General features: G+C 65.3%; 27 protein-coding genes, 1 pseudogene and 1 riboswitch. Of the genes and pseudogenes, 13 read left to right on the forward strand and 15 right to left on the reverse strand.

The genetic code is table 11. From position 1 onward, the window contains the following. Positions 1-290 precede the first annotated feature (290 nt). Positions 291-1,136 (forward strand): hypothetical protein, encoded by an 846-nt coding sequence (locus U9978_RS20725; protein WP_322762808.1) that lies wholly within the window; start codon positions 291-293, stop codon positions 1,134-1,136. Positions 1,137-1,230: 94 nt separating this feature from the next. Here U9978_RS20725 and U9978_RS20730 read toward each other — a convergent pair whose 3' ends face one another. From U9978_RS20730 to U9978_RS20745, 4 genes are all read right to left on the reverse strand, one after another. Continuing rightward, positions 1,231-1,974, reverse strand: coding sequence for a transglycosylase family protein (locus tag U9978_RS20730; RefSeq protein WP_322762809.1), 744 nt, complete (start codon positions 1,972-1,974; stop codon positions 1,231-1,233). A 4-nt stretch (positions 1,975-1,978) separates the two neighbouring features. Beyond that, a riboswitch (cyclic di-AMP (ydaO/yuaA leader) is annotated at positions 1,979-2,151 on the reverse strand. 260 nt (positions 2,152-2,411) lie between these two features. Then, positions 2,412-2,789 (reverse strand): PIN domain-containing protein, encoded by a 378-nt coding sequence (locus tag U9978_RS20735; RefSeq protein WP_322762810.1) that lies wholly within the window; start codon positions 2,787-2,789, stop codon positions 2,412-2,414. After that, a complete protein-coding gene (locus U9978_RS20740) occupies positions 2,786-3,040 on the reverse strand; it encodes a hypothetical protein (RefSeq protein ID WP_322762811.1) in 255 nt (84 codons plus the stop codon). The genes U9978_RS20735 and U9978_RS20740 overlap by 4 nt, the downstream gene beginning before the upstream one ends. Before the next feature lie 150 nt (positions 3,041-3,190). Then, a complete protein-coding gene (locus U9978_RS20745) occupies positions 3,191-4,018 on the reverse strand; it encodes an alpha/beta hydrolase (protein ID WP_322762812.1) in 828 nt (275 codons plus the stop codon). Between the two features lie 383 nt (positions 4,019-4,401). Here U9978_RS20745 and U9978_RS20750 point away from each other — a divergent pair, with 383 nt between their 5' ends. Next, positions 4,402-5,148, forward strand: coding sequence for a YceI family protein (locus U9978_RS20750; protein WP_322762813.1), 747 nt, complete (start codon positions 4,402-4,404; stop codon positions 5,146-5,148). A 167-nt stretch (positions 5,149-5,315) separates the two neighbouring features. Continuing rightward, positions 5,316-6,206, forward strand: a complete 891-nt coding sequence (locus U9978_RS20755) for an acyl-CoA thioesterase (protein WP_322762814.1) — start codon at positions 5,316-5,318, stop codon at positions 6,204-6,206. A 142-nt stretch (positions 6,207-6,348) separates the two neighbouring features. Here the strand turns inward: U9978_RS20755 and U9978_RS20760 are convergent, their stop codons facing one another. Together U9978_RS20760 and U9978_RS20765 are read right to left on the reverse strand one after the other, a co-directional pair. After that, positions 6,349-7,467 (reverse strand): LacI family DNA-binding transcriptional regulator, encoded by a 1,119-nt coding sequence (locus tag U9978_RS20760; RefSeq protein WP_416211067.1) that lies wholly within the window; start codon positions 7,465-7,467, stop codon positions 6,349-6,351. A 184-nt stretch (positions 7,468-7,651) separates the two neighbouring features. Beyond that, positions 7,652-7,951 carry a hypothetical protein gene (locus tag U9978_RS20765; protein ID WP_322762815.1) on the reverse strand — a complete coding sequence of 100 codons (300 nt, stop codon included), beginning with the start codon at positions 7,949-7,951 and terminating at the stop codon, positions 7,652-7,654. On the opposite strand from U9978_RS20765, the gene U9978_RS20770 reads away from it, so the two are divergent. The 6 genes from U9978_RS20770 to U9978_RS20795 all read left to right on the forward strand — a co-directional run bounded on the left by U9978_RS20770 (position 7,920) and on the right by U9978_RS20795 (position 13,986). Then, positions 7,920-8,840, forward strand: a complete 921-nt coding sequence (locus tag U9978_RS20770; RefSeq protein WP_416211070.1) for a sugar ABC transporter substrate-binding protein — start codon at positions 7,920-7,922, stop codon at positions 8,838-8,840. The genes U9978_RS20765 and U9978_RS20770 overlap by 32 nt on opposite strands. Before the next feature lie 127 nt (positions 8,841-8,967). Next, positions 8,968-9,972 carry an ABC transporter permease gene (locus tag U9978_RS20775; protein ID WP_416211071.1) on the forward strand — a complete coding sequence of 335 codons (1,005 nt, stop codon included), beginning with the start codon at positions 8,968-8,970 and terminating at the stop codon, positions 9,970-9,972. Next, the gene (locus U9978_RS20780; RefSeq protein ID WP_322762818.1) at positions 9,969-10,919 is read left to right on the forward strand and encodes an ATP-binding cassette domain-containing protein; all 951 of its coding nucleotides are present in this window, start codon (positions 9,969-9,971) and stop codon (positions 10,917-10,919) included. Before U9978_RS20775 ends, U9978_RS20780 begins: the two co-directional genes overlap by 4 nt. Continuing rightward, a complete protein-coding gene (locus U9978_RS20785; protein WP_322762819.1) occupies positions 10,916-11,890 on the forward strand; it encodes a carbohydrate kinase in 975 nt (324 codons plus the stop codon). Before U9978_RS20780 ends, U9978_RS20785 begins: the two co-directional genes overlap by 4 nt. Before the next feature lie 251 nt (positions 11,891-12,141). Then, positions 12,142-12,579 carry a DUF2784 domain-containing protein gene (locus U9978_RS20790; protein WP_322762820.1) on the forward strand — a complete coding sequence of 146 codons (438 nt, stop codon included), beginning with the start codon at positions 12,142-12,144 and terminating at the stop codon, positions 12,577-12,579. Between the two features lie 336 nt (positions 12,580-12,915). Next, on the forward strand, positions 12,916-13,986 hold the full coding sequence (locus U9978_RS20795; protein ID WP_322762821.1) for an acyl-CoA desaturase: 1,071 nt from the start codon (positions 12,916-12,918) through the stop codon (positions 13,984-13,986). A 32-nt stretch (positions 13,987-14,018) separates the two neighbouring features. Here the strand turns inward: U9978_RS20795 and U9978_RS20800 are convergent, their stop codons facing one another. From U9978_RS20800 to U9978_RS20810, 3 genes are all read right to left on the reverse strand, one after another. Beyond that, positions 14,019-14,837, reverse strand: a complete 819-nt coding sequence (locus tag U9978_RS20800; RefSeq protein WP_322762822.1) for an SAM-dependent methyltransferase — start codon at positions 14,835-14,837, stop codon at positions 14,019-14,021. Positions 14,838-15,124: 287 nt separating this feature from the next. Beyond that, positions 15,125-16,114, reverse strand: a complete 990-nt coding sequence (locus tag U9978_RS20805; RefSeq protein ID WP_416211072.1) for a phosphotransferase family protein — start codon at positions 16,112-16,114, stop codon at positions 15,125-15,127. 26 nt (positions 16,115-16,140) lie between these two features. Then, complete coding sequence (locus tag U9978_RS20810) at positions 16,141-16,698, reverse strand: hypothetical protein (RefSeq protein WP_322762824.1); 558 nt, start codon at positions 16,696-16,698, stop codon at positions 16,141-16,143. 37 nt (positions 16,699-16,735) lie between these two features. On the opposite strand from U9978_RS20810, the gene U9978_RS20815 reads away from it, so the two are divergent. After that, positions 16,736-17,404 carry a TetR/AcrR family transcriptional regulator gene (locus U9978_RS20815; protein WP_322762825.1) on the forward strand — a complete coding sequence of 223 codons (669 nt, stop codon included), beginning with the start codon at positions 16,736-16,738 and terminating at the stop codon, positions 17,402-17,404. Positions 17,405-17,670: 266 nt separating this feature from the next. Here U9978_RS20815 and U9978_RS20820 read toward each other — a convergent pair whose 3' ends face one another. Genes U9978_RS20820 through U9978_RS24180 form a run of 3 tightly spaced genes read right to left on the reverse strand, consistent with a single transcriptional unit; the run spans position 17,671 to position 19,150 of the window. Beyond that, on the reverse strand, positions 17,671-18,480 hold the full coding sequence (locus U9978_RS20820) for a CoA ester lyase (protein ID WP_322762826.1): 810 nt from the start codon (positions 18,478-18,480) through the stop codon (positions 17,671-17,673). Next, positions 18,477-19,007 (reverse strand): MaoC family dehydratase, encoded by a 531-nt coding sequence (locus U9978_RS20825; RefSeq protein WP_322762827.1) that lies wholly within the window; start codon positions 19,005-19,007, stop codon positions 18,477-18,479. Before U9978_RS20825 ends, U9978_RS20820 begins: the two co-directional genes overlap by 4 nt. After that, a complete protein-coding gene (locus U9978_RS24180) occupies positions 19,004-19,150 on the reverse strand; it encodes a hypothetical protein (RefSeq protein WP_416211069.1) in 147 nt (48 codons plus the stop codon). The genes U9978_RS20825 and U9978_RS24180 overlap by 4 nt, the downstream gene beginning before the upstream one ends. Positions 19,151-19,215: 65 nt before the next feature. Between U9978_RS24180 and U9978_RS20835 the strand changes: the two are divergent. Further along, positions 19,216-19,848 (forward strand): annotated as a pseudogene (locus tag U9978_RS20835) (dihydrodipicolinate reductase); the annotation flags it as partial. Between the two features lie 96 nt (positions 19,849-19,944). Here the strand turns inward: U9978_RS20835 and U9978_RS20840 are convergent. Continuing rightward, positions 19,945-20,109, reverse strand: a complete 165-nt coding sequence (locus tag U9978_RS20840; RefSeq protein WP_322762829.1) for a hypothetical protein — start codon at positions 20,107-20,109, stop codon at positions 19,945-19,947. Between the two features lie 570 nt (positions 20,110-20,679). Between U9978_RS20840 and U9978_RS20845 the strand changes: the two genes are divergently transcribed. After that, the gene (locus U9978_RS20845) at positions 20,680-21,252 is read left to right on the forward strand and encodes a sigma-70 family RNA polymerase sigma factor (protein ID WP_322762830.1); all 573 of its coding nucleotides are present in this window, start codon (positions 20,680-20,682) and stop codon (positions 21,250-21,252) included. A gap of 904 nt (positions 21,253-22,156) precedes the next feature. After that, the gene (locus U9978_RS20850; protein ID WP_322762831.1) at positions 22,157-22,693 is read left to right on the forward strand and encodes a DUF2993 domain-containing protein; all 537 of its coding nucleotides are present in this window, start codon (positions 22,157-22,159) and stop codon (positions 22,691-22,693) included. A gap of 39 nt (positions 22,694-22,732) precedes the next feature. Here the strand turns inward: U9978_RS20850 and U9978_RS20855 are convergent, their stop codons facing one another. Together U9978_RS20855 and U9978_RS20860 are read right to left on the reverse strand one after the other, a co-directional pair. Further along, a complete protein-coding gene (locus U9978_RS20855; RefSeq protein WP_322762832.1) occupies positions 22,733-23,464 on the reverse strand; it encodes an enoyl-CoA hydratase/isomerase family protein in 732 nt (243 codons plus the stop codon). Between the two features lie 73 nt (positions 23,465-23,537). Further along, complete coding sequence (locus U9978_RS20860; RefSeq protein WP_322762833.1) at positions 23,538-25,148, reverse strand: CocE/NonD family hydrolase; 1,611 nt, start codon at positions 25,146-25,148, stop codon at positions 23,538-23,540. Positions 25,149-25,728: the final 580 nt, after the last annotated feature.

Raw genomic sequence — 25,728 nt, forward strand, 5'->3', positions numbered from 1 at the left:
GGGTGGGCCTGACTGCATCTGGGCGCAGCCGGGGCACGCGCCTCGCTGTGTTGTCGTTGGTCGACATCCACAACTGGGGTGCCTCCCTCCTCGCACTTCGCGATCTACGTACCCCAGCCCCACTCCTTGATCCACGTCCCTATTGCCGGGCGCTCTAAGAACCGTTTAAGAGGTGCCTGGACGTCTGCCCGTTGGCACGTCGTGCCGGGGGTGTTGCAGTGATCATTACTGGCGGGTGGTTAGATCATCAGGTGTTTGTTGTTGCATACCTGTCCGCTTTTGGTTGTGCTGTGTGCTATGGGGCCGGTTCGGTGCTGCAGTCGGTGGGGGCGCGCCGGCTTGTCACCGCTGGCGCGCTCGACCCGCGCCTGCTGCCACGGCTCGCGCGACAGGTGCCCTACCTGATCGGGCTGGCACTCGACCTTGTCGGTTGGCTGCTGTCACTGGTGGCGGTGCGATCGTTGCCGCTGTTCGCGGTCCAAGCGACCCTCGCCGGCAGCGCCGGCGTCACGGCGGTACTGGCTGCGGTGTTTCTGCGCAGCCGTCCGGGACCCGCGCAACTGCGCGCGCTGGCGGCGCTCGGCGCCGGCCTGATCCTTCTTGCCCTCACCGCGCAGCCCGCGCCGCCGCGTCCGGTGGGCACCATCGCGACCATAGTGATCGCGCTCTTCGTTCCCGTCCTTGCAGCCGCCAGCGCGTCGGCGGGCCGATCCCTGCGGGGAGAGCGCGCCGCTGTGGTGCTCGGAGCGCTGTCGGGGCTGGCGTTCGGCGGGGCCGCCCTGTGCGCACGGGCGTTGGACGCCGACCACACCCTCGGCGCTGTCCTCACCGACCCCCTTTCCTGGGCGCTGCTGGCCTACGGTCTGCTCGGCTTGAGCGCGTTCGGAGCCGCGTTGCAACGTGGTTCGGTGACGCTTGTCACCGCTAGTCAGGGCGCGGCGGAAACCCTCATCCCGGCAGCGATGGGATTTGCGCTGCTGGGGGACCAGGTCCGTCCGGGTTACCTCCCGCTTGCCGTGATCGGGTTCGTCGCCGCCGTGGCCGCAGCGGTCGAGCTGGCGATTCTCACTCCACCCGAGCAGCCGTATGAGCCACCCCAGCCGGATTTGTTACCAGCCGTCAGCCGGACACGGTGAGCAACGTTCGCGGCGGCACTCCGGTCGGGCGCCGTATGACGCCCGACCGGAGTGCCGGTGCTTTCCCTTCCGTCTGTCGTCTGTCGTCTGTCGTCTAGCCGTCAGTCGGCTGGGTGCTCTGGTACCAGGGCGACCGGTATGAATGCCGGTGGTGGCCAGCGGCAGAGGGAGTGTCGTCGGCTGGGTTTCCGCTCCAGTTTTCGCTCCCGCCACTGCCGCCACTGCCGCTCCCGACCGAGTCCGCTGGCGGCGTCTGGGTAGTCGCTGGTTGTGTCGAAGCGTCAGCCTGAAGTGACTGAGAGTCGGCCGACTGTGACGGGGTATCGGCCGACTGTGACGGGGCGTCGGCCGACTGTGACGGGGCGTCGGCCGGCTGTGCCTGAGTGTCCATGGATTGTGATTGTGTTCCCGCTGATGGTGACTGCGTGGCGGTCGGAGCCGTGTTGGGGACGCTGCCGACCTTTCCAGACCAGCACGACTGCGATGAAACCCACGGCGTCGTGCCCTGCTGGGCGTACAGCATCCGGGCGCGCTTCCACTGCTCGGCAACGTCGGCATTCTGCGGCAGGCCGGTTCCGCCGACTGACTGCCACGTGCTGGGAAGGAACTGGAACAGTCCGCCGGCGCCTATCGAATTGACGATTGTCGGGTTGCCGCCGGACTCGCACTGAGCAATTGCCGACAACGTCTGGTCTTCCGACGGCGCCGCGCTGGCGGGCCCCGAGATTCCAATGCCGACACCGCCGACGGCGGCGGCGATGGCCGGAATGGTGATGAGTGCGCGGGTGTATTTGCTGGTTGCTCTGCTGCCGCGATGGCGGGCGCGCGAACGGGACATGTAAATGCCCTTTCCCCACGCCTACGAGGTGAGCTGTCGGGTTCGGGCTGGGAAATGCCCGGCCGCATCATGCGGCTTCACCCCAAGGACGCCCGCTGGCGCCCGGAAATTGGTTCCCCCGCTCCTGCCGTTGTTTTGACGATCATCGGACGGGGCAGGACTCGGCGTGTTTCGTCCGATGCGCGCCCTCGTTGCGAAGGCACGGCGGAACCCTATCGGCTACCGCTGGTCGGCCGGCAAGGGGGGGTGAAGAAGGGCACATCCGAACATCGACACTTGATTTCGGTACCAATCAGCATTAATACGCGTGTGCGCGCGTTCATTTTAACCAGCCAGCGTCGATGGAACGTTTCCGTGACATGAGCGCCACCTTTTAGTGCAAACCTTGCTGCTTTTTGTGAATAAGCTGGTCGACTGGGTGATGTCCGGCGACGCCGTCAGATCACGACAAGGCCGAGCGTGGGGTCTATTTTGTGCAGATCGTGCGGATCTGAGGTGACGACCGTGGCACGGAGCTTTCGCGCCAGCAACGCGACATGCGCGTCGACGACATCACTCGTTCCTGATGCCGCCAGCAGCAGCCCGAGCCGGACAGCGATCTCCTCCGACAAGGGCTCGACCCGCAACGCGCCCGTCCGCACCAGTTTCATGACGGCATGCTGACGTGGCGAGCCACGCCAGACCTGGGCGAGGACTCCCGCCGGTAGGTGCGCCGCGACCCTCGCTGCCACCAGGTCCGTGGCCAGCGCGAGCATGCGGGCGTCACGACGCTCAAGTGCGATGAGCGCGCCTGCGTCGAGGACGACCGTTCTCACGCGGCCCCGGCTACATCGCCATCGTCGGCATCCAGCGCCGAGCGCGCCCAGTCGTGTGCGGCGTCGTCCAGCCCGCCGGCATCCACGATCATCTGATCCAGGATCGTCTGTGCCTGTGCCCAGTCGGGCTCGGCAGCGGCAAGCCCGGCGAAGTAGGCCGAGACTGACTCCACCTGGCCTGCGTCGGCGGCCCGCTGCGCTTTCGCCGCGATCTCCTCCGGGACGCTGATAGTGATCCGCTTGAAGCTCATAAGTTAAGCATAAATCATGTGCCGCTTCGGTTGCGCCGTAGCCGAACTACCCGGCCGCACCCGTACTGCCGACAGAGTCGATGTGAGAGTCGACCAGGGTCTGCCCGGTGGATATCCGGTCGATGCGACCGAATATCCACCGGACAGGTGCTAGATGAAGTCGAGCAACGCCGTGTTGACCTGCTCGGTGTGGGTCCAGGCGATGGCGTGCGGCCCGCCTTCGATCACGAGGTAGTGAAGGTCTTTGATCAGTCCGGGGAGGCGGTTGCCGGTGGGGCCGATCGGCAGGATCCGATCCTGATCACCGTGCACGACGAGCACCGGAATGTCGAGCTTGGCGACGTCGTCGCGGAAGTCGGTCAGCCAGGTCGAGATGCACGCGACGGCGGCGATCGGTGACCCGGCAGCGGCGATGTTCCAGCTCGCCTGGAGCGCCTGGTCGCTGACCAGGGTGCCACCGTAGACGTCGATGTTGTAGAAATTGTCGAGGAACTGCTTCAGCCACAGGGGTCGATCCGTGGTGGCGGTGGCGATGAACCCGTCGAACAGGCTCTGCGGTAGGCCCTCGGGATTGTCCCCGGTCTGCAGCAGGAACGGCGGGATCGGGGAGATCAGCACCGCCTTACGCACCCGCGCCGAGCCGTAGGTACCCAGGTAGTGGGTGACGTCTCCGCTGCCCATCGAGTGGCCGACCAGCACCGCGTCGCGCAGGTCGAGCTTCTCCACCAACGCGTGCACATCCGCGGCGAAGGTGTCGTAGTCGTAGCCGACGGCGGGTTGGCTGGAGTTGCCCCAGCCGCGCCGGTCGTAGGTGATCACGCGGTGACCGGCCTCGAGCAGTACCGGAACCTGCTTCTCCCAGGCGCTGCCACTCAGCGGGTAGCCGTGGCTGAGAACCACCGGCGTCCCGGTGCCGTGGTCCTCGTAGTAGATCTCGATCGTAGCGGAATTCTCTTTACCGACAGTGACGTAGGGCATGCTGCTCCCCTTTCGTATGACCCGGCCCTGATGGCACACCCTCGCCCGAGCCGGACGTTCCCGGTCCACTGGATATGTTGAACGGGTTACGCCTTGGTCGCATCCTGTGGTCGCTATCCTGTGGTCGCTATGCCATCGCCGAGGTGCATCGTCGGACAGCTCGATCATCACCCTGCGTGGCTGCCGGCCAGGCGCGACGCCATCCTGAAGCATCCCATTGCCGGCTTTTTTGGTTGCTGTAACCGAATCCTCATACTGTCTGTGCAGTATCTGGCTACTGTCTGCGTAGCATCCGGCTACTCCCTACGCAGTATTCGTCCCATGTCGGTCGTCGATGAGCGCACAGCGGCGCAGATAGATGATCTAACTACAAGGAGTAATCAATGACAACTGGTGCCACCCACGAGACGAGCCAAGGGAGCCCACCCGGGAAGAAACCCCGCCGTTGGCTGAAGGGCGCGATCATCGGCGGGATCGTGGTGGTCGCTCTTCTGGTCGGGGGGCCGTTTGTCTACATCAACTTCATCGAGGGTGACCCGCCGGCCGCGCTGTCGGTCAATTCGCAGTCGACCCAGGCCGCCGCCGACGCCGCTGGCACCGCGACCGTGTCGACCGATGGCACGTGGAAGGTAGGAACGGGTTCGCAGGTCGGCTACCGCGTCAAAGAGGTCCTCTTCGGACAGTCCACCACCGCCGTCGGCCGGACCTCCGGCGTTACCGGCCAGATGGTCATCTCGGGTACGACCGTCCAGTCCGCGACCTTCACCGCGGACATGACGACGGTCGCCAGTGACCAGTCCCAGCGGGACGGCCAGTTCCGTGGACGGATCATGGAGACGTCCAGGTATCCGACGGCCACCTTCACCCTTACCAAGCCGATCGACCTCGGATCGGTGCCCGCGACCGGCGTTACCAAGACCTACCAGGCAACCGGCGACCTCACCTTGCACGGCGTTACCAAGAGCGTCTCGATCCCCCTGGAGACTCAGCGGTCCGGCGCACAGATCAAGATCGGCGGGCAGATCCCGATCGTGTTCGCCGACTACAACGTCAGCAACCCGAGCTTCGCTGGAGTCACCACCGAAGACAATGGGATCATGGAGGTTCTGCTCGTCTTCGCCAAATCCTGATCTCGTCACCTCGTCACCTCGTCACCTCGTCACCTCGTCACCTCGTCACCTCGTCACCTCGTCACCTCGTCACCTCGTCACATCAGGTCCCGTCCGGGGCGCTCACCTCGGTAGAAGTGGGAAGACGGGGTGCGCTCGGGCGTGCATCCGAGTGACGGGAGGGGCCTGTGAAACCGCCGCTGGTGGAGCCGATCGAGGTGGAGCCGATCGAGCTGAAACCGTACGGAGCGTCGCAGGTCAGGTGGCCAGTGGCGCTCGATGAGGTGCTCGGTGTGCTGGATGTCCAGCCGGCGACCGCCGCTCGGCCCGGCGGCTCAGCCGCGGTGCTGGCGAACCTTCCCACCTCGCACGGGGGGATTCTCGGCGCTCAGCTGGTCGGCCAACAGGTCGTCCTGGCTGAGCGTCTGCACCCGGGGAAGCGGGTGCAGTCTCTGCAGACGCTGTTTCTGCGCTCCGGGACGTGGCAGGAGCCGCTGGAGGCCCACGTCGAGCAGCTTCAGCAGGGACGCTCGTTCGCCTCGGTGTCACTGACGTTCCGGCAGGGGCAGGAGCTGATCTGCAAGGCTCAGGTACTGCTCACCGTGGACGAGCCCGACCTGGCGCGGACCGCGGTGACGGCCGTCCCAGGGCCGGATCCGCAGGATACGACCCCCGTCGCGATGCCCCTTCTCCCCTGGGACACCCGGCTCGCCGCCGGGGGGACGTGGCAGGCCCACGACCTGTGGATGCGGAGGAAGGACGTCCCGGACGATGCCACGCTGTGGCGGGCGCTGGTCGCGTATACGTGCGAGCCCACGACGCTGCCGCTGCTCATGGCTGACTACGGCACGGTAGGCGGACCGGATAGCGTAGATAGACCGCACACCGCTTTGATCGTGGCACTGACCGTCACCTTCTTCGAGGACCTCGATGTGCGCGACTGGCATGTGGTGCGCACGGATGTGCCCTATACGGGGGGCGCCCGGGTCCACGGCCGTGGCCAGGTTCTCGACGGCGGCGGTCGGCCCAGGGCACTGTTCACCACGGTGGGGCTGTTCCGGCCGGCCGCCGGTGACTGAAGGCCGGTCTGCGACCGGCAATAGGGGACGCGGCGTCGCGGGGCCGGGGTGCGCACCTCGCCTCATCGCTCCCCATCCATCGCTGCGCGATGCACGTACCCCGGCCCCGCTCCTTGATCCACACCCCTATTGCCGGTCGCTCTTATCGTTGTCGTCTGCCACCAGGGTCCGCGGGCGGGGTGGCATACCTCAAGGCGGTCGCGGGACCGCTGCCGCAAGCGCGGTTCTGCGCAGCCGGCGGCTCCGGGGATTCTGGGCGTGTTGGGGTGCAGCCGCATGATTCCCGGTGCACGAACGTGGGTGCCAGCCGTACGGTCCGTGGTGATCGGGTGGGGTCGGCCAGCCGGCGCATCAGCAGTTGAACCGCCGTCCGGCCCAGCTCGAGGCGGGGCGGGGCCATGGTGGTCAGTCGAGGTGCGACCAGATCGGCCCACTCGACGTCGTCGAACGACGCGAGCCCGACGTCGTCCGGCACGCGTTTGCCGGCCTCGCGCAACGCCCGCAGCGCGCCGATCGTCATGAGGTTGTTGGCGACGACCAGCGCGCTCGGCGGGTTCGGTTGTGCGAGCAGGTCGTGCACGGCATGGCGCGCCGGTTCGGCCTGGGATGCGCCCTGGCCGACCAGCCCGGCATCGTAGGGGAGTTCGCATCGCGCGAGCCCGAGACGGTATCCACGGAGCCGTTCCTGCGTGGTGGTCAGACCGGGCAGGCCGGCGACCATGCCGATGCGGCGGTGACCGAGCTCGGCGAAGTGCTGGACCAGAGCCACGGTCGGCTCCTCGTTGTCGGGCCCGACCTGGTCGAAGTCCGCCGAGGCCAGACGGTCGACAAGGACCGTGGGCACGGCGTTGGCGGCTAGGTAGGCCAGGGCTGAACCCGGTGCGCTGGACGTCGGAGCAATGATCATCCCGTCGACCCGCCGTCCGTACAGTGCTCGTACCGCTTGCAGCTCGTGGTCCGGATCGTCCCTGGAGTCCACCAGCAGCAGCGTGTAGTTCGCCGTCGACGTCTCCGTTTCGATCGCGTGGACGACGTCGGTGAAGTAAGGGTTCGTGACCACCGGGATCGTCAGGCCGATTGTGCGGGTGCTTGCCGTCACCAGTGACCGGGCGATCGTGTTGTGCGTGTACCCGGTCCGCTCGATCGCCTGCAGTACCGCTTCGCGGGTCTGTCCCCGTACCACCCGGGTGCTGTTGATCACATGGGAGACCGTGGAGACAGAGACGCCCGCGGCCCTGGCGACGTCCGCCATTGTCACCACGCTGATCTCCTGACTATCGGTGCTCCAGTCTGCACTGAAGGGAAGTATAGACGTGCGCCGCAAGCGTTTGCGCAAACGTTAGCGCAAACGCTTGCGCACCACTGTGATGCGAGTTACATTTCGCCCAGCTCAGAGCAACCCGGAGCTTCCGGTTGCCGGTCAGAAGGGGGCAAGGGATGGTTGATCACATAGCGGCCGCACAGCTGCCGCCGTGTCGCGTGGGGGCGCGGGCGGGGATGAGGGATGCCGGCCGTGGCTGGGCGGACCGGTCTCGCCGTGGACGTGCAGCCGCCGGTTGGTGGCAGCGTGGGGTGCGGATCGCGGCCGTGCCGGCTTTAGCTGCGCTCGTCCTTTCGGCGTGTGGCAGCTCGTCGAGCGACACGGGCACGCCTGCGGCCAGCTCCTCCAGTGCCGGCTCCAGCGCCGCCTCGAGTGCCGCGTTCGGGGGCACTGTGACGGTCGGATTGATCACGAAGACGGACACCAACCCGTTCTTCGTGAAGATGAAGGAGGGCGCGGAGGCGGCGGCGAAGGCCAAGGGTGCCAAGCTGTTGACCGCCGCCGGCAAGTTCGACGGTGACAACGCCAGTCAGGTCACCGCGATCGAGAACATGGTTGCGGCCGGGGCAAAGGGTATTCTGATCACTCCGAGTGATACCAAGGCGATTGTCCCGGCGGTCCAGAAGGCGCGGGCCAAGGGGGTGCTGGTCATCGCTTTGGACACTCCCACGGATCCGCAGTCTGCGGTGGATGCGTTGTTCGCGACGGATAACTTCACCGCGGGTGTGCTCATCGGTAAGTACGCCAAGGCGGTGCTGGGGAGCACGCCGGCTAAGATCGCCACGTTGGATCTTTCTCCTGGTGTCACGGTCGGGGTGTTGCGTCACAACGGTTTCCTGTCGGGTTTCGGTGCCGCTGGTGTTGACGCGAGCGCGACCTCCCCGGTCAGTGCGCCGAGTGTCGTGTGTAGTCAGGACACCCAGGGCGATCAGGCCAAGGGGCAGACGGCGATGGAGAACTGTCTGCAGAAGGCTCCGGACATCAACCTCCTTTACACGATCAACGAGCCGGCTGCGTTGGGTGCGTACACCGCGTTGAAGGCCGCGGGCAAGGAGAAGAATGTTCTGATTGTCTCGGTTGACGGTGGTTGCACCGGCGTGCAGGCTGTCCGGGACGGGAAGATTGCTGCGACTTCTCAGCAGTACCCGCTGAAGATGGCTGAGCAGGGCGTGAACGCTGTCGTCACCTATGCGGCGAGCGGTACGAAGGCATCTGGATACACCGACACCGGTGTCACTCTGGTCACTGCCAAGGCGGCGGACGGTGTCGACTCGAAGGATGTCGACTTCGGTCTGGCTAACTGCTGGGGTTGATCTTCAATGCGGTGGGTCCGGCGACAGCGGGCCCACCGCCCGGGGTTCTTCTGGTCGGGGCCCGTATGGGCCCGTCCTTTTTCTTGTTCACGGCTCCTGGGGTTCACGAAACATTGGACTGCGCATGATGACGACGACGGTTGTCGAGCCGGCTGCCGGGGCCCGCGCGAGTGCTCGCGCGGGCCTGCGGCAGGTGCTCGGCATATCCACCTTCGGTCCGCTGGCCGCCCTGTTTCTGGCCGGTATCTTCTTTTCGATCAAATCTGATCGTTTCCTGACCGGCACCAACCTGTCCCTCGTTCTCCAGCAGGTCATGGTCGTCGGCACACTGGCGATCGGGCAGACGCTGGTGATCCTCACCGCGGGCATAGATTTGTCCAACGGTGCCATCATGGCGCTGGGAAACATCGTGATGACCAGTCTGGCGGTCGAGTCCGGGCTCAACCCGTACCTGGCGATCGCCCTCGGACTACTGGTCTGCGCCGGCTTCGGCCTGCTCAACGGGGGCCTGGTGACCTCTCTGCGGCTGCCGCCCTTCATCGTCACGCTGGGCACGTTGAACATCGCCTTCGCGCTGACGCATATCTACTCGGACGAGCAGACGGTGTCCGGCCTACCGTCGGCACTGACCTATTTCGGGAAGACGTTCAGCATCGGCCAGACAGACGTCACGTATGGATCGGTACTGATGCTGCTGCTGTTCGCCCTGCTCTGGTATGTGTTGAGCCAGACTGCGGCCGGTCGGCACGTCTACGCGGTGGGGGATAATCATGAGGCGGCCCGCCGGACCGGTATCCCGACCCGCCGTCTGCTGTTGACCGTATATGCGGCCGCGGGTCTGTTTTACGGCATCGCGGCCCTGCTCCTGGTATCCCGGACGGGGGTTGGTGACCCGAATGCCGGACAGACCGACAACCTCGACAGCATCACCGCCGTCGTCCTCGGTGGAACCAGCCTGTTCGGCGGGCGGGGCAGCGTCGTCGGGACTCTCATCGGCGCACTGATCGTCGGGGTCATCCGTAACGGCCTCCAGCTCATCGGGACCAAGTCGATTTACCAGGTTTTGATCACCGGCATACTTGTGATCGTCGCTGTCTCCATCGACCAGATCGCCCGAAGGAGGAACCAGTGAGTGTCACGGCGGACGAGACCACGAAGGCTGGTCGGGAGGACATCGTCTTCGAGGCACGTGGCCTGGTCAAACGGTACGGTCACGTCACTGCGCTGGACGGCTGCGACTTCGAGCTGCGTGCCGGCGAGGTGCTTGCCGTCATCGGGGACAACGGAGCGGGAAAATCGACCCTGATCAAAGCGCTGTCCGGCGCGGTGACGCCGGACCTGGGCGAGTTTCTGCTCGATGGCCACCCGGTCCGTTTCCACAGCCCGGCTGATGCCCGCGCGCACGGGATCGAGACCGTCTACCAGGATCTTGCCGTGGCGCCGGCGCTGGATATCGCCAGTAACATGTTCCTCGGTCGTGAGGTACGCCGTCGCGGACCGCTTGGCAGCGTGTTGCGGATGCTCGACAAACCGGAGATGAAGCGTCAGGCTGCGCAACAGATGAGCGAACTCAAGATTGGTCTGCGGTCGATGACGAACCCGGTCGAGGAGCTTTCCGGTGGTCAGCGCCAAGGTGTGGCCGTGGCCCGGGCCGCCGCGTTCGCACGCAAGCTCGTCATCATGGACGAGCCGACCGCGGCACTGGGCGTGCGGGAGTCCGGCCAGGTACTCGAGCTTATCGGGCGCATCCGGGACCGTGGTCTGCCGGTGATTCTCATCAGCCACAACATGCCGCAGGTGTTCGAGGTGTCTGATCGGATACACATTCAGCGACTCGGACGGCGGGTTGACCTCATCTCTCCGAAGGAATACACCATGGCCGAGGCGGTGGCAATCATGACGGGTGCCGTGCCTGGACGGGCGGAGAAGAAACCAGCGGCCACAGCGAACGACGGCGCGATCACGGCTGCTCCCGCGGCCGGGGTTCCCGCGGTCGGGGTTCCCGCCGCATCGGCGCTGCCGACCCGCCAGGTCCGGGAGGCCACCGGGAGCCTGGCCGACCCGATCGGAAAGCCATGACTCCAGCTGGCACCGGTTGTGTCGCGGTGATCGGCGAGAACGTCGCGGACGCTGTTGTCGAGCCGGCGGCCGAGAACGACACCGCGCTGCGGTTGCGGGTATTCCCGGGGGGCGGCCCGGCGAACACGGCGGTCGCTCTCGGGAGACTCGGCACACCGACCAGGTTCCTCGGTAGGTTGCCGCAAGGTGTGTTCGGTGATCTTTTCGCCGAGCGCCTGCAGAAGTCTGCGGTCGACCTGTCGTTCGCTGCCGCCGCCAGTGAACCGGCGACGCTCACCATAGCGTCTGTGGCGGATGACGGTCAGGCCAGTTATGTGTTCTACGCGGCCGGAACGGCGGACTGGCAGTGGAATACGCAGGAACTGCTCCCGTCTCATTTCGACGGCGTGGCGTGTGTGCACGCGGGGTCGCTGGCGTTGGTGATGGAGCCGGGCGGGAATCTGATCGAAAATCTGCTCGACACCGTCCGGGAACGCGCGACGGTGTCGATTGACCCCAATATCCGGACCGCCCTGGTGAGTCCGCAGAGGTACCGGTCGAGAATGGCGCAGTGGTGTCGCCTCGCTGACATCATCCGGATGAGTGAGGATGATGCCGCCGAGCTCTTTCCCGGTCTCTCCCCGGAGGATGTCCTCATGGCCCCGCGGCTGGCCGATGTGCCACTGGTCATCATCACGCGCGGGGAGCGGGGTATCGTGGCCTCATTCCGACAGGATGTGGTGGAGGTTCCCGCCGTCGCGGTGCCTACCGTCGACACCATCGGCGCGGGCGACGCTTTTTCCGCCGGCCTGCTTCACTGGCTGTATCAAGCTGGTCACCTCGGCGGTCGAATCGATCATCTCGACATCGAGACCGTACGACGCGCGCTGACCTTCGGTGCCCGCGTCGCCGCACTGACCTGCACCGCACCTGGCGCGGATCCACCCTGGGCGAGCAGGCTGACCAACGAGGCCACAAACCTGCTTCCATGACAGTGCTACGCGACGGCAGCTATTGTACAGAGAGTTATCTCAATGTGATCGATAGTCATATTATGCGGTGGGGTACCGCTGTCATGCTAATTTCGGTGTGTCGGCGTGTGTCGTTCCCGCCGGTATGGCGCACGTTCCTGCATGCACCGACACATCATGCCTGTTGGCCTGTGATTTTTCACGGTGGACACCGTGTTAGCGGTGCGCAGGCTGTGCGTCACGGTTGCGTGACTGCGTAGGATGACTATCGGGTGCGGCAGGCCGACTCACGCGGTAATGCCCCAGACCACTGGGAAGGAATGATGCGCTACCGGTTGCTGGCCGATCTTGTGGTGGCCGTCCACATCACGTTCATCATCTTTGTCGTCGTGGGCGGCCTGCTCGTCTGGCGGTGGCCGGGGCTGCTGTGGCTGCACGTCCCCGCGGCACTGTGGGGCGTGCTGATCGTTGGGATCGGTTTCCCGTGTCCGCTGACGTGGCTGGAGAAGTACCTGCGGCGGATGGGAGCTGAGCAGATCTATACGGGAGGGTTCATTGATCACTATATCAAGGGTGAGCTGTATCCGAGGGGCTTGAACCCCCTCATGCAGGCCCTTGCGGTGGTGGTGACCGTCGTCGGATACACCGGTCTGCTCATGGGGCGCCGTCATGCCCATGCTCGTCTGACCGTTCGCCCTCCGACGGCCTGAGCCCGGTCGTGAGGGGTGACCCACGGACCAGGACGATTCAATCGCTTTCCGTCACGAATCCACCGTCACCATCGCATCGATCAACGAATGGCTTCCCAAACGGACTCCTGAAGCACACCCCAGGTCTGCCCGTCGTCAACCGGCGAGTGCTAGAACCGTTACTGTAGGCTCGCCCATGCAGCTCTCTACCGGGCCTCATCCTGCACGCCGACGTTGAGACCGAAAATTGAAGCGCCGGTTTGTGCGAGACAGTATCAGGACGTACCAGTGCTTCAAAACACGAGGCTTCTCGTGTGTCACTCTATGGAGTATTCTCCGGCGGGAGGTCGACGTTTCTTGCGTGATTCACGTCAGACAGGTCTTGCGGAATCCGCCATCGCTCTTCGACCAGAACGAGAAATTCAAAGCGACTATGTCGAGTTGCTCGAAAAAGTGCGAGCGGCGGGTCTGTTGAAGCCGCGTTACGGGGCGTATGGAACCTTGATCGCGGCAAACGCCGCGCTTTACCTGCTCACCTGGGGCGCGTTCGTCCTGCTCGGCGATTCTTGGTGGCAGGTCGTAACCGCGGTGATCCTTGCGATCTCATTCACGCAGACCGCATTCCTTGCACACGATGCAAGCCACAGCCAGATACTCGTGAGCCGATCGGCGAATCGGCGAATCGGCATCGTCCACGCCAACCTGGCCATCGGAATCTGTTATGGATGGTGGGCGCCGAACCATTTTCGGCACCATGCCTACCCGAACCACGAGCAGCGGGACCCCGACCTCACCAACAAGTTCATGCTGATGACCCGGAGTCAGGCCGGCTCGCACGATACTGTTCGGTATCTGCCGCGGCGCGTCCAAGCCTTCGCATTCCTGCCGCTGTTGTCATTTCAGGCTGTATCAATGCACATAAAGAGCGCGCTCGCCATACCCGGCTTCAAGCCCAGGGGGCGGACGGCTGAAGCGGTTCTGCTTTTCATGCACTTTCTAGCGTACAGCGGCATGCTCATCGCCGTGCTGTCGCCATGGAAGGTGCTGGTATTTTTTGCTGTGCAGCAGGGCCTCTTCGGCATCTATCTCGGCTGCGTATTCGCAATTAATCACAAGGGGATGCCAACGTACGACAACGACGACATGGATTTTGTTCGCCGTCAGGTAGTCTGCTCGCGAAACATTCGCGGCGGGCTTCTGGTATCGTTGGCGACGGGGGGGTTGAACTACCAGATCGAGCACCACCTTTTTCCTCGGATGCCCCGCTCCAACTTTCGCCGTGTACGTCCGATAGTCCAGGATTTTTGCAGGTCGAAAGACATCCCTTACACTGAAGTCGGCATGCTGGGATCCTTCGGGCAGGTCATGCTGTATCTGCATCGCCTCGGCAAGATCAGACGTCCGCACGCTGCCTACGGCATCCGGTGACAAAACCGAGCGGACGCGTGCAGGGCACTGCGTCAGGGCTTCCGACCGACAGCACAGAATTGGGCCACCTTGATGTCGGCCCGGGGATCGCCGGGCTCGGGGCGCCACTGCGAACACGAAACCACGCCGGGTTCCAGCAGCTCGATGCGGTCGAAGAAGCGGGCGATCTCATCGCTGTTGCGGAGGATGAGCGGGTAGGGGCCGTCTTCGTTCCAGTCTCGTACGGCGTTCTCCATCACGTCGCCGTGCACTTCTGCGGTGGGGTGGGCGATCGTCAGGTAACTGCCCGACGGTACAGCGTCGAGAAGTCGACTCACGATCGCGTGTGCCTCGTCGTCCGTGACGAAGCACAGGATTCCCACCAGCATGAGCGCGATTGGTTGATCGAAGTTCAGCGTCCGGCCGGCAGCCTGCAGGATCAGGTCAGGGTCGCGAATGTCGGCGTCGAGGTAGTCGGTGACGCCCTGCGGGACGCTGGTGAGCAGTGCGCGGGCGTGCACCAGGACGCTGGGGTCGTTGTCGACGTAGACGACCCGGCATTCCGGTGCGATCGCCTGGGCGACTTCGTGGGTGTTGTCGGCGGTGGGGAGCCCGGTGCCGATATCGAGGAACTGACGAACCTCCGCCTCACCGGCGAGGTAGCGGATGGCACGGCCCAGAAAGGCCCGGTCTGCGCGAGCGGAGTCGACCAGGTCGGGCATGAGAGCGAGCATGCGGTCACCGACCTCGCGGTCCGCCGCGAAGTGGTCCTTGCCGCCGAGCCAGTAGTTCCAGACCCTGGCCGAGTGCGGCACGGTGGGGTCGATACCGGCCGGTCGCCGGTGGTCTGTGCTGGACGAACTGTTGGTCATGACGGTACCCCTCCGCCGGCCGGGCCGATGATCGTTGTGGGCAGTGTATTGCGCGGTGCCCTGCCGAGCGTTCATAGAGCGCCCGGCAATAGGTGCGTGCCCCGGCCCCGCCCTGCCGCGCCCCCTATTGCCGGGCGCTCATAGAGCACCGCGCGAAGGATCCCCGTCCAGCGGTGAGCACGTCGTCGGTTATCGTGCTGGACGTGATGATCGCTTGCCTCAGCCGCTGATAGGCATCCCTGCTCTGTCTGCTCTGTCTGCTCTGTCTGCGCCGCCGGGGTATGCGGTCATGAGCGATAGTCCGTGGTCTCGGCCAGCTCGGCCGCCGCCTTCATCGTGTCGACGATCACCGGTCCGAACGCCTGCAGCTTGTGGTCGTCCCCGGCCCGTTGGAAGCCCTTCTCCAGCACGATGGCGAGTTTCCACTTGGCGAGGATGATGTAGTAGTCGATGTCGTCGACCTGCCGGCCCGACACCTCGGCGTAGTGGGCGAGGACCTGCGAGCGGCCCGGCATGCCCCGCAGGTCGACGTAGCTGGCCTTCGACGCCGCCTCAGCCATCGTGTCTTCGGGCCAGCTCTGGATCATCCAACCCAGGTCGATCTTGGGGTCGCCAACGGTGCCCATCTCCCAGTCGACGACGGCGGCCAGCGTGGCCGGCGCCCCGTCGGCGAACATGACGTTGGCGAACTGGTAGTCGCCGTGCATGAGGCCCGGGATGTAGTCGATCGGGCGGTGGGCGCGCAGCCACGCCGAGGCGACGTCCATGCCCTCGAGCTCGCGGCCCTTGATCCGCTCGAAGAAGTTCGTCCACCGGTCGACCTGGCGCTCGTGAAAGCCGTCCGGACGGCCGAGGTCGTGCAGGCCCTTGGCCGCCCAGTCGACCTTCGACAGCAAGGCGATGCCCTCTGCCAGCTGATAGCCGAGCCCGGCCCGCGCGTCGAGGTCGGTGTCAAACGGTGCCGGCCAGGTTTCGCGGCCGATCGGAGACCAGCCGTCGACGAAGCCCATCAGGTAGAAAGTACGGCCCAGGACCGAGGTGTCGGCGCACCTCGCGACGGCTTCGGTGTGGGGCACGTCGGTGCCGTCGAGTGCCTCGATGATCCGCCACTCGCGGAGGATCCCCTCGTCGCGATCGGCCGGCGCGTTCTGCGGCGGGATCCGGATGACGCACCGCGTCTCGCCGCGGCGCAGCTCGTAGATCTCGTTCTGGGTTCCGCCCGACAGGAAGCGGTGCTCGAGCGGCTCGCCCTTGCCGGGCAGGTCGTTCTCGTCCATCCAGGCGGCAAGCCGCTCGAAGTCGATCACAGGTTCCCCACTTCGTGCTCGAGGTAGTCGGCGAACTCCGCCTTGGCGGCGTCCAGTTTCTTCGGGATCCACTCCGTGGGCCACTGGTCGTCGCTCGGCCGGTAGTCGCGCAGGACCTGGCGGGCGACGGTGACCTTGTGGACCTCGGTCGGGCCGTCAGCGAGGCCCATGACGCCGGCGCCGTGGATCATGTGGAAGAACGGCACCTCGTTGGTCGTGCGGAAGCTCTCTTTCGCGGCGCGGGTCGTGAACCGCGTCGGGTCCGCGCCGGCGTGGGGCTCGGTCATCGAGTAGCTCGAGAACAGCCCGCCGTTGAGTAATGGCGCCAGGTAGCGTTCCTTCTGGTCCGGCGTGCCGTAGTGGGTGGCCCACAGTCCGTGGCGTCGCACCTCCTCTTTCAACGGATCGATGATCTTCCGTTTCGTGTCGTCCATCGGGACGAACTGCTGCTGGGCAAAGACCTGGTCGAGCGGCTCCACCTCCTCCCGCACGAACGTGTCGGCCCAGTCCAGCTGGGCCTGGTACCCAGGCTCCGTTTCAAATTCCCACACCATTGAGCCTCCTTCCTAGTCGTGGCAGAATACCGTTCTGATGATGGAGAATGCAATTTCAGATCTTCCGAACGGCGTTGCCGAGCGCATTGCGCAGCGGACGCTGGCCAAGCGGGGAGCGGGCTACGCGAGCGAGGTCCGGCGTCTTCTCGACGCCGCGCTCGAGGTCATGCGGCAGTGCGGTACGGCCTCCCGCCCCCGGGTGGCCGACATCGTGGCCGCCGCCGGCCTGTCGAACGATGCCTTCTACCGCCACTTCCCCTCGAAGGACGCATTGGTTGCCGCGCTCCTGGAGGACGGCGCCGAGCGGCTGACGAGCTACGTCGCCCACCAGATGGACAAGGAGTCGACACCCGAGGGCAAGATCTGCCAGTGGGTCGAGGGCATCCTGTCCCAAACCCGGGAGGAGATCGCCTCGACGACGCTCGCCGTGCTCGGGAACGCGGGCAGCCTCGGCGAGGGCCTCGCCTCGGACCGCCATTCGGCCAGTGCCCCGCTGGCCGCGCTGCTCCGTGAGCCGTTCGCCGAGCTGGGTAGCGCCGATCCGGCGATGGACGCGTCGCTCGTCGCCCACGCCACGGTGGGCAAGATCTCCGACTACTTGTGGCAACGCGTGTCACCCACCCGGGCCGATGTCGATCACATCATCGAGTTCTGCCTGCGGGCCATCACGCCCCGACCGAACAGCACCACGAGGGAGCGCCCATGAAAGCCGTACGGGCCACCGATGGCGGCGTCCGTGTCGTCGACGTCGACGTCGACGAACCACCCGGCGCCGGCGAGGTCGTCCAGGTGAAGTCGGCGAGCCACCCCTTCATGGATGCGCTGGTGAAACAGACGCCGCCGTGCGCGGGCCGGCCGCCCGGAAGCAGCGGGCAGCGCGGCGATGGAAGGTGGCGATGGAAGGTATGGAAAGCGTGGAAGGGATGGAAACCGAGGTCAGTAACGCCCGCCGGATCCGTCAGCGAAGGGGCGTCACTGCGGATGGTTGGCGAGAATGTGTTCGGCGTGGCGCAGGACGGGGGCGTCGACCATCCGGCCCTCGAAGGAGAACACACCGGCCGCCTGCCGGGCCGCCTGGAGTACCCGTCGGGCCCAGTCGACCTCCTCCGGTGAGGGTAGGAAGGCGTGCCGGATGGCGGCGACCTGGCTGGGGTGGATGCACGCCTTCACGGTGAATCCGCTGGCCGCCCCGTCCTGTGCTTCCTGGACGAGTCCGTCCCGGTCGGCGATGTCGAGGTAGACGGAGTCGACGGCGATGCGCAGGTGGGCGCCGGCGGCGAGCAGGACGGCGGCCCGCGCGTGCATGGCGATGTCACGGTAGCGGCCGGCGGAATCCCGGCTGGAACGTCCGCCGAGCGCGGCTACCAGGTCTTCGGCTCCCCACATGAGGCCGACGGTGTTGCCGACGGCGGCGATGGCCGGTGCGGCCAGCACTCCGCGTGGGGTCTCGCAGAGCGCGAGAACCCGGCGTGGTGCGAGGGCGGCCACCTGCTCGGCCGTCTCGGTCTTGGCGAGCATCACGGTCTGGTACGGGGTGTCGGCGAGTGCAGCCAGGTCCTCGGCGTAGTCGTCGGTGCCGGCCGGGTTGATCCGTACGATCGTGCGGATCGGGTCGAGTAGGGTCTCGCGCAGCGCGTGGCGTGCCCGGGGTTTGTCCTCGGCGGCGACGGCGTCTTCCAGGTCGAGGATGACGCCGTCGGCCGCCGCGGCCGCCTTTGCGTATCGGTCGGGACGGTCGGCGGGGCAGAACAACAGCGCCGGTCCGGGCAGGTCGGTGGTCACCGACTCACCTCCGGGCCCGGGCCTGACACTGCCGCCGGGCCCGGGTCGGAGCACAGCATCAGCGCGGAACGCACGGCGACCGCGACCACCTCGCCGTCCTGGTTGTGTGCGGTGTGTTCGAAGGTGACCACGCCCTGGCCCGGTCGGCTGCGTGACAGCCGCTTGTCCACCACGGTCGTCTCGGCGTAGAGGGTGTCGCCGTGGAAGACCGGCGCCGGGAAGCGGATGTCGGAGAAGCCGAGGTTGGCCACGGTGGTGCCCTGGGTGAGCTGGTTGACCGACAGGCCGACGAGGGTCGACAGGGTGAACATGCTGTTGACCAGGCGGCGACCGAAGGGCTGGGTGGCACTCCACGCCTCGTCGAGGTGCAGCGCCTGCGTATTCATCGTCAACGTGGTGAACAGGGTGTTGTCGGCTTCGCTCACGGTCCGTCCGGGCCGGTGCACGTACACAACGCCGATCTCCAGTTCGTCGAACCACAGGCCACGCTGCTCGATGCGACGGCGGTGGTCGTCTGCGCCGTTCATCGGTTCACCTCCGTCGGTCGGGGCTTCGGTTTCGGCTTCGAGTCGGAGATTATGCGATCATGGTTCTGCTCGGCGACCAGCTCGATCCCGGTGACCACCTCGGTGACCGGATGTTCAACCTCCAGCCGGGTGTGCATTTCCATGAAGTGGGGGAAGGCGGAGCGGCATTGACCATCTCGTTTTCAGAGAATAGCGTTTTCTCCACTGGAGAGTGGAGGGCGCATGCGACCGCGGCAGCACCTCGATCCACAGCACCGGCAGCAGTCCCGGGTTCATCACGGAGGCTGTCCCGCTGGTGCTGACTTCGATCCAGCGGCGACTCGACAACCTGACGATCAGCGAGTTCGCAGATCTCTCGCAACGCGACCCGCCGGGGTTGCTCTTCGACGTGATGGGCTTCGGGAAGCCTCCCGCGGAGTTTGATGAGCGCCGGTTGTCCCACGGACGGATCAGCTTCGGTCCGTCGTTGCAGCTCGTCGCAGATGCGCTCTCGATGCCACTGGACTCCCTGGAGGCGAGCGGGGAGGTCGCGACCGCGCGGCGCGCGGTCCGGATCGCCGCCGGCACCCTGGATGCCGGCACCGTGGCCGCGCAGCGGATGACGGTGTCGGGTATGGGAGACGGTCGGCCGGTGCTGTGTTTCCGTGCCATGTGGTACTGCACCACCGACCTCGATCCTTCGTGGGACGTCCGCGCCACCGGCTGGCATATCTCGGTCGACGGTGACGCGCCGCTCGACATCGATATCCGTTTTCCGGTGTCTCTTGAGCGGATGGGTGCCATGTCGCCCGGATACACGGCGAACCGCGCCGTCCATGTTCTGTGTACAACGGCATCGTAGGTAGAAAACATCATCATAACGGCCGATTCCACCTACTATCGGACGACATTCGGCCGAACGGTAGGTGGTTCCGGTCATCAGGATGGCCTCAACGACCTACGCACCCCGGCTCAGCATGGTCGCGCACAGGAAGGCGTGGTGCTTGTCGAGCCGTCCGGTGAGCGCGTCGCGTCGGACGTCGAGTCTGCGGCGCATCCCGGTGCGGGCGAGATTGGCAAGCACGTGCGGGTCGCGTTCGCTGGCGATGAGCGGGTCGAGCATCGCCCGACCCGAGATGCTCGGGCACCTCGAGCGGCGTGTCGGAGACGCCGTCCCGGCGGGCGACACGGTTCGAACCGTCGGCTATCCGATGCCATCCCAAGTCGACACCGAAAGCCGCAGTGCGGGTGGTCGGGCTCGGGTGCGGGCAGGCAGACGGTGCTGCACACGGCCAGGCGAGCGTTACCAGCGGCCCGGCGGCGCACGCGTAGGGCGAGAGGTGCAGACGGTGAAGGAGGGCCATCGCCTGCATGCGCCCCCGACCGCAGCATCCGAGCCAGGTAGATCTGGCTTTCCTCCCGGTGACCCCTCCACAGCCGCCCTCCAAGGACGCTCGCGGGATGCTCACCGGGACGCCGCGACCCCCGGCTGCGCCCGTTCCGACCCTTCTGTGCCCACATTCCAGACCTCACACGACCCAGGGCCAGCATGGGAATGAGATCAACACTGAGATGGCAGGGTTCAACTATGCACTGCTACCAGTAAGATCAAAAATAAACTCCTGGTCACCTGTAAGGGTTGGCGTCTAGCTGGACATAAATGTGGTGATGAGGACGGGAGGCTTTTGAATAGATGCGCGCGTTGGATCGACTCAACTGGAGGGTTCGGGATGAAGAAGTATTCGTGGAATTCTACCGGAAAAGCTTCAGGGCCGTGCACTCCTACCTGGAGCGACGATTGGCCGACCACGGTGACATCGACGACGCTGTAGCGGAGACATACCTTGTCGTGTGGCGGCGACGGCAGGATATCCCGCCAGCAGACTCGGAGTCCATCGCATGGGCTATAGGCATCGCCAGGTATTGTCTCGCCAATCAACGGCGAAGTGCACTCCGTCGCCAAAGGCTCTTTCTAAGGATTAGGCAAGTCGCGCACGAACCGTCCGGGGTGAGTGAGAGCGGCAACTGGGAAGCCATCGTTATCGCAGAATTCAACCGACTCTCTGACGGCGATAGAGAAATACTTGAGCTCGCTTATTGGGATGATCTTAAAGTTCACGAAATCGCTGTCGTTTTGAAGTGCACATCGAACGCTGCATCGGTCCGACTGCATCGAGCGAAACGCCGTCTTAAAGAAAGAGCGGAGGCTGGTGCCGGCGTCAGTGTTTGCACGGCTGAAGAAAATGTAGATGGAGCGCTATTCTGAACCTCTTGATCAGAAGAATCACACCACCGCTGGCCTGCGATGACGTCGATCGTGACCTGACGTCTGAATAATACTCATGGTTAACTTCGATCTTTCCGGGATGTGCGATGAACTCAACGTCAGAAGAGCGACTGGGTGAAATACTGCGAGCGGTTGATCCGTTCGATTCCCTCGGCGGGGACGTGCGCGAATCGGACAGTCATGCACGTGAGATACTGGCCGGAAGGATACGGCCTAGAATTAAGCGTCGCGCACGACGTATTATTTTGATTCCGATTGGTGTCGCCTGCGCGATGGCGGCAATCGGTGCCGGCTTCGCGCTAGGAACTGCACCCGCCAAGGTGGCAGCTACCGGCTGCTACCGGTCTACAAACCCAAACAGTGACGTAGCGGTAATGAACACAGTCGCAGCAAACCCACTTGACGCCTGCAGGTCGATTTGGTCCGCATCATTCAACGAGCCGCCACCGGACGAGTTGGCGGCTTGCGTTGGACCTTCCGGTCAGGTCGCCGTTTATCCTGGCCGCGCTGGCCTCTGCGACAGCATGAATCTTCGTGGGTTCAATGGTGCCGTCTCCGATGAGGCCCGCGATGTCGCGGCGGTTAATCTCGAATTTCGCGCCCATTACCAGGGCGCGACTTGCATAGATCGATCCGATGCGAGGGCAGTTCTAGAAGGAATCTTGGAAAAAAACGAGATGGCGGATTGGAGTATCGATGATGGAGGTTTCGCCCAGCCCTGGAGTGAGGGCCGCCCGTGCGCCTATCTTGCGATGGATGAGAGTTCGAAGAGAGCAGTACTCCTGCCAGTACCGAGGGCGTGAATCGACGGAAAGATATCTTGGCTCGGGCTCGCAGCCGGTTCGCACGGGTCCCTGAATACCGGCTTGTCTCAAAGAGACCGATGCACCGGATCGCCGTACCCGACCTGTGTGTCGACGACATCAACGTGCACCTCAACGGTGTGCACGTCCCGTTTCGTAAGATGATCGGTAACGATGTGAAGACGGTGCCGATCGACCGGGTGGTCGGTTCGGTGCGCTTCACCTTCGCCGACCTCAATGCCTACCTCGCCACCCAACCCGGGAAGGTCCAGTTGGCTCCGGCCGGAACAGGCATGCAGGTCTCGGCGCCCGTGGACATCCCGATCGTCGGGCAGATCACGGTCTTCGGTGATGTGCAGGCGAGCGTCCAGAACAACCGGCTCACAATCGCGCCCACCGGTATCGGCGTGAAGGGCCTGGGTGCCTTGAGTATCCCGCACGGCGCGGTGCAGATCCTGACCGTGACGGTGCCACTCAGCGGGCTGCCCATGAATCTGCAGTTGACCTCGGCGAAGGCGACATCGACCGGCATCGAGGTGACCGCCGAAGCGGATCACATCACGCTGGACGCAACACAAACAACGACGACGGCGACGCCCCCGATCCGAGGCTGCTGAGCGCATCCCGCTGCATCGCCGGGCGCTCTTAGAGCGTCCCTATTGCCGGGCGTTCTTATTACGGTGCGTGAGCCTGTCGGCGGCATCCCAGTGTTCGTCGGCCACCCACAGGCGCGCAAAGGCGCGCGCCGCCTCGTGCGGGGGGACGGTTCCCGTCATGATGTTCTTGATCTCTCTGGCCGGGCCGGTGGCGAGCGACCTGGCCAGGGAGCGCCAGCCGTCGTCAAAGGAGGCTCGGGGCAGCACCTGGTCCACCAGCCCGACACGTTGGGCCTCAGCGGCGTCGAGAAGCGTTCCGGTGCCCGCGAGCAGCAGTGCTCTGCCCCTGCCGACCAGCGCGGCGAGTCGCTCGGCGCCACCCCAGGCAGGCATGATCGCCAGAGTCGTCTGGTTGAAGCCGATGGTGATGTCGTCGGCGGCGACGCGGATGTCGGCGGCCACCGCGACCTCGGCCCCGCCACCCAGGGCGTGGCCGTTGAGTGCGGCGATCACCGGGGTGGGGAAGGCCGCGAGCCGATCGCAGAATCCCCGCATCCGCAGGGCCATGCCGGTCGCCTCGTCCTCCGTCCGGATCGCCGCCAGTTCCTTCAGGTCGCCGCCCGAGACGAACGCCCGATCGCCGGCCCCCCTGACGACCAGTGCGGCGGCGCCTGCAGCCGCGTCGAGGGCCTTCTCCAACTCGCCCATGGTGGCCAGCGCAATGGCGTTGCGTGCATGTGGTCGGTCGATGGTGATGACCGCCAGCCCCCGGTCCACTTCAAGATCTATCATGCACTCTTCTCCATGGACGAGATGAATATTCTCAATAGAGAGAGTAGCATTTCCGCATGTGGTGGGTTGGCGGTCAGTGGGTCTGACGGACCGGCAGGATCACCGCTGAGGGGTGCGTCGGGTCGCGGTACACCGCCTGGTCGGCGGCGCGGAGGGTGGTGGCGGTGGCGCGTGGTTCACCGGTGCCGGGGTTGCGGGTGTAGCGGGGGAATGCGCCACTGGAGACCTGGACCCGGATGCGGTGGCCGCGCTTGAATCGGTAGGCGGTCGGCCACAGCTCGACGGTCGCGCAAGAGGTCTCGTCGGCGCCGGACAGGCTGGTCAGACCGTCGCAGACGTTGTATGAGCGGCCGCGGGGGTCAACGTCGCAGAGCCGGACGAACACGTCGGCGTGGGACTGGCTGGAGCGGAACCAGATCTCGGCGTTGACCTCGCCGATGACCTCGACGTCCTGGTCGAGGACGGCGGTGGTGTAGGTGAGCACGTCCGCGCGGGCCTCCAGAGCCCTGTTGTCGACGCGGCCGCTGTCGGCGAGCATGCGCACACCGCCGACCGCGGGGGTGGGATCCGCCGGGTCGTAGCGGTACTGATCGGGCGCTGATTCGCCGGGTGGTTCGGTGGACAGCGCACCGTCGGGCCACAGATGGAAGCGCTGCGCCGCGTAGCCGCTCGGCGGCCACGAGTCGACGTCACGCCAGGCATCCTCACCCATCACGAATAGTCGCACCGGTGGGCGCTGGGGCGGCTGCTCGCCGCGTGTGTGGGCGAGCCCGAACTCGATGGCCTCGTTCATCGCCGTGTTGTTGAACGACGTGTGCGTCCACGGCCCGATCGTGAGCCGGGCCGGGCGCCCCGCCGCCTGCAGGATCTGGAAGTCGCGGAGCTGGCCGGGCAGGAAGATGTCGTACCAGCCGCCGATCGAGCTGACCGGCACGGTCACGTCGGCCACCCGGTGCCGGTGGTCGATTCCGGCCCAGCGCGGGTCGTCCGTGTCGTGCGCGAGGATGTCCTGAATGTAGTCCGTGCGGTGGCCGACGGCGGCGACATCGGCCCGGCCCAGCGGAAGCGTCTGCAGAGCGCGGCGTGTTCTCCCGTCCTGGATCGGTCTGCCGAAAATCGCCCAACGGCGTTCCATGGTGGCGATCAGCGCACCCCATGCGAACGGCGTCTCCAGCGACATGCCGTTCTTGCGCAGGAACTCCAGTGTCAGCGCCGACTCGGTCATATGCGGGATCATCGCCTTGACCTCCGGCGGCAGGTGATCGGCCACCGCCCACTGGACGTAGCCCAGGTAGCTCAGGCCGACCAGCACGATCGAGCCGCCGAACCACGGCTGCTTGACCACCCACTCCAGCGTCGCGAGGCCGTCCTCGCGTTCCTGCCGCATCGGGTCGAAGATCCCACCGGAGCCGAACCCGCCGCGGGTGCTCTGGATCAGCACCTGGAACCCGCGTTCGGCCAGCGGCCTGGCCATGCCCAGGCTGAGCACTCCCGCCCGGCCGTACGGGGAACGTATCAGCGCGGTCGGTAACGTCGCGCCCTCGACCCGCGGCGCCCACCTGTCCGCCAGCAGGTCGACCCCGTCGGGCATCGGCACTTGAAGATCCCGCTGGATGACCAGATCCCGGGTCGCGGGCGGGGAGAGTTTCAGCATGCGCTGGACGAGATGGCTGCTCAGGTTCATCGGCCGTGCTCCCGGTCGTACGTCCGTGCCCGTTCGGCCACCAGGGCGACCGCGGCCGGCATGAGAGCGGACCGCACCCGACGGTCTTGGGTCCGGGCGATCGTCGGTAACTCGAATTCCATACCCAAGATAATGGACAGATGCTAATAAATTGGCAAGTATCAATTTAAACTGGCGTCGGGTCCGGGGACATGAGCCGCGATCCGGTTCGGGCAACGCGTTGCCGTCGGCGCCCGCACAGGACGTCCCGCGGGCGTGGCGGTGAGCCTGTGAGCCCGGAGACTCCGTTGAACGTCATTGTCAGGCCGAGAACGGTCACGACGGCTGCGGAGACAACCGACAGCCATCGCTGCGGCCTGGCCCGGCAGAAGTGGCCCCAGGAGAGCTGCACGCGGTTGACGACTTTCCGCGGACCGCGAGCGGCAAGATCCAGAAGTTCCTCCTCCGTCGAGACATTGCACGGCACCAGGGAGGGAATAGGATTCTCCTAATCAGCAAGGGATGATCTCGATTCCGTCTCCAACTGCGCGACATACGCGCCGGCTACGAAGGGATCATTGTCCTGCACGGCGCCGACCAC

This window comes from Protofrankia sp. Cr2, assembly GCF_963555885.1.
In the GTDB taxonomy this organism is placed as follows: domain Bacteria; phylum Actinomycetota; class Actinomycetes; order Frankiales; family Frankiaceae; genus Protofrankia.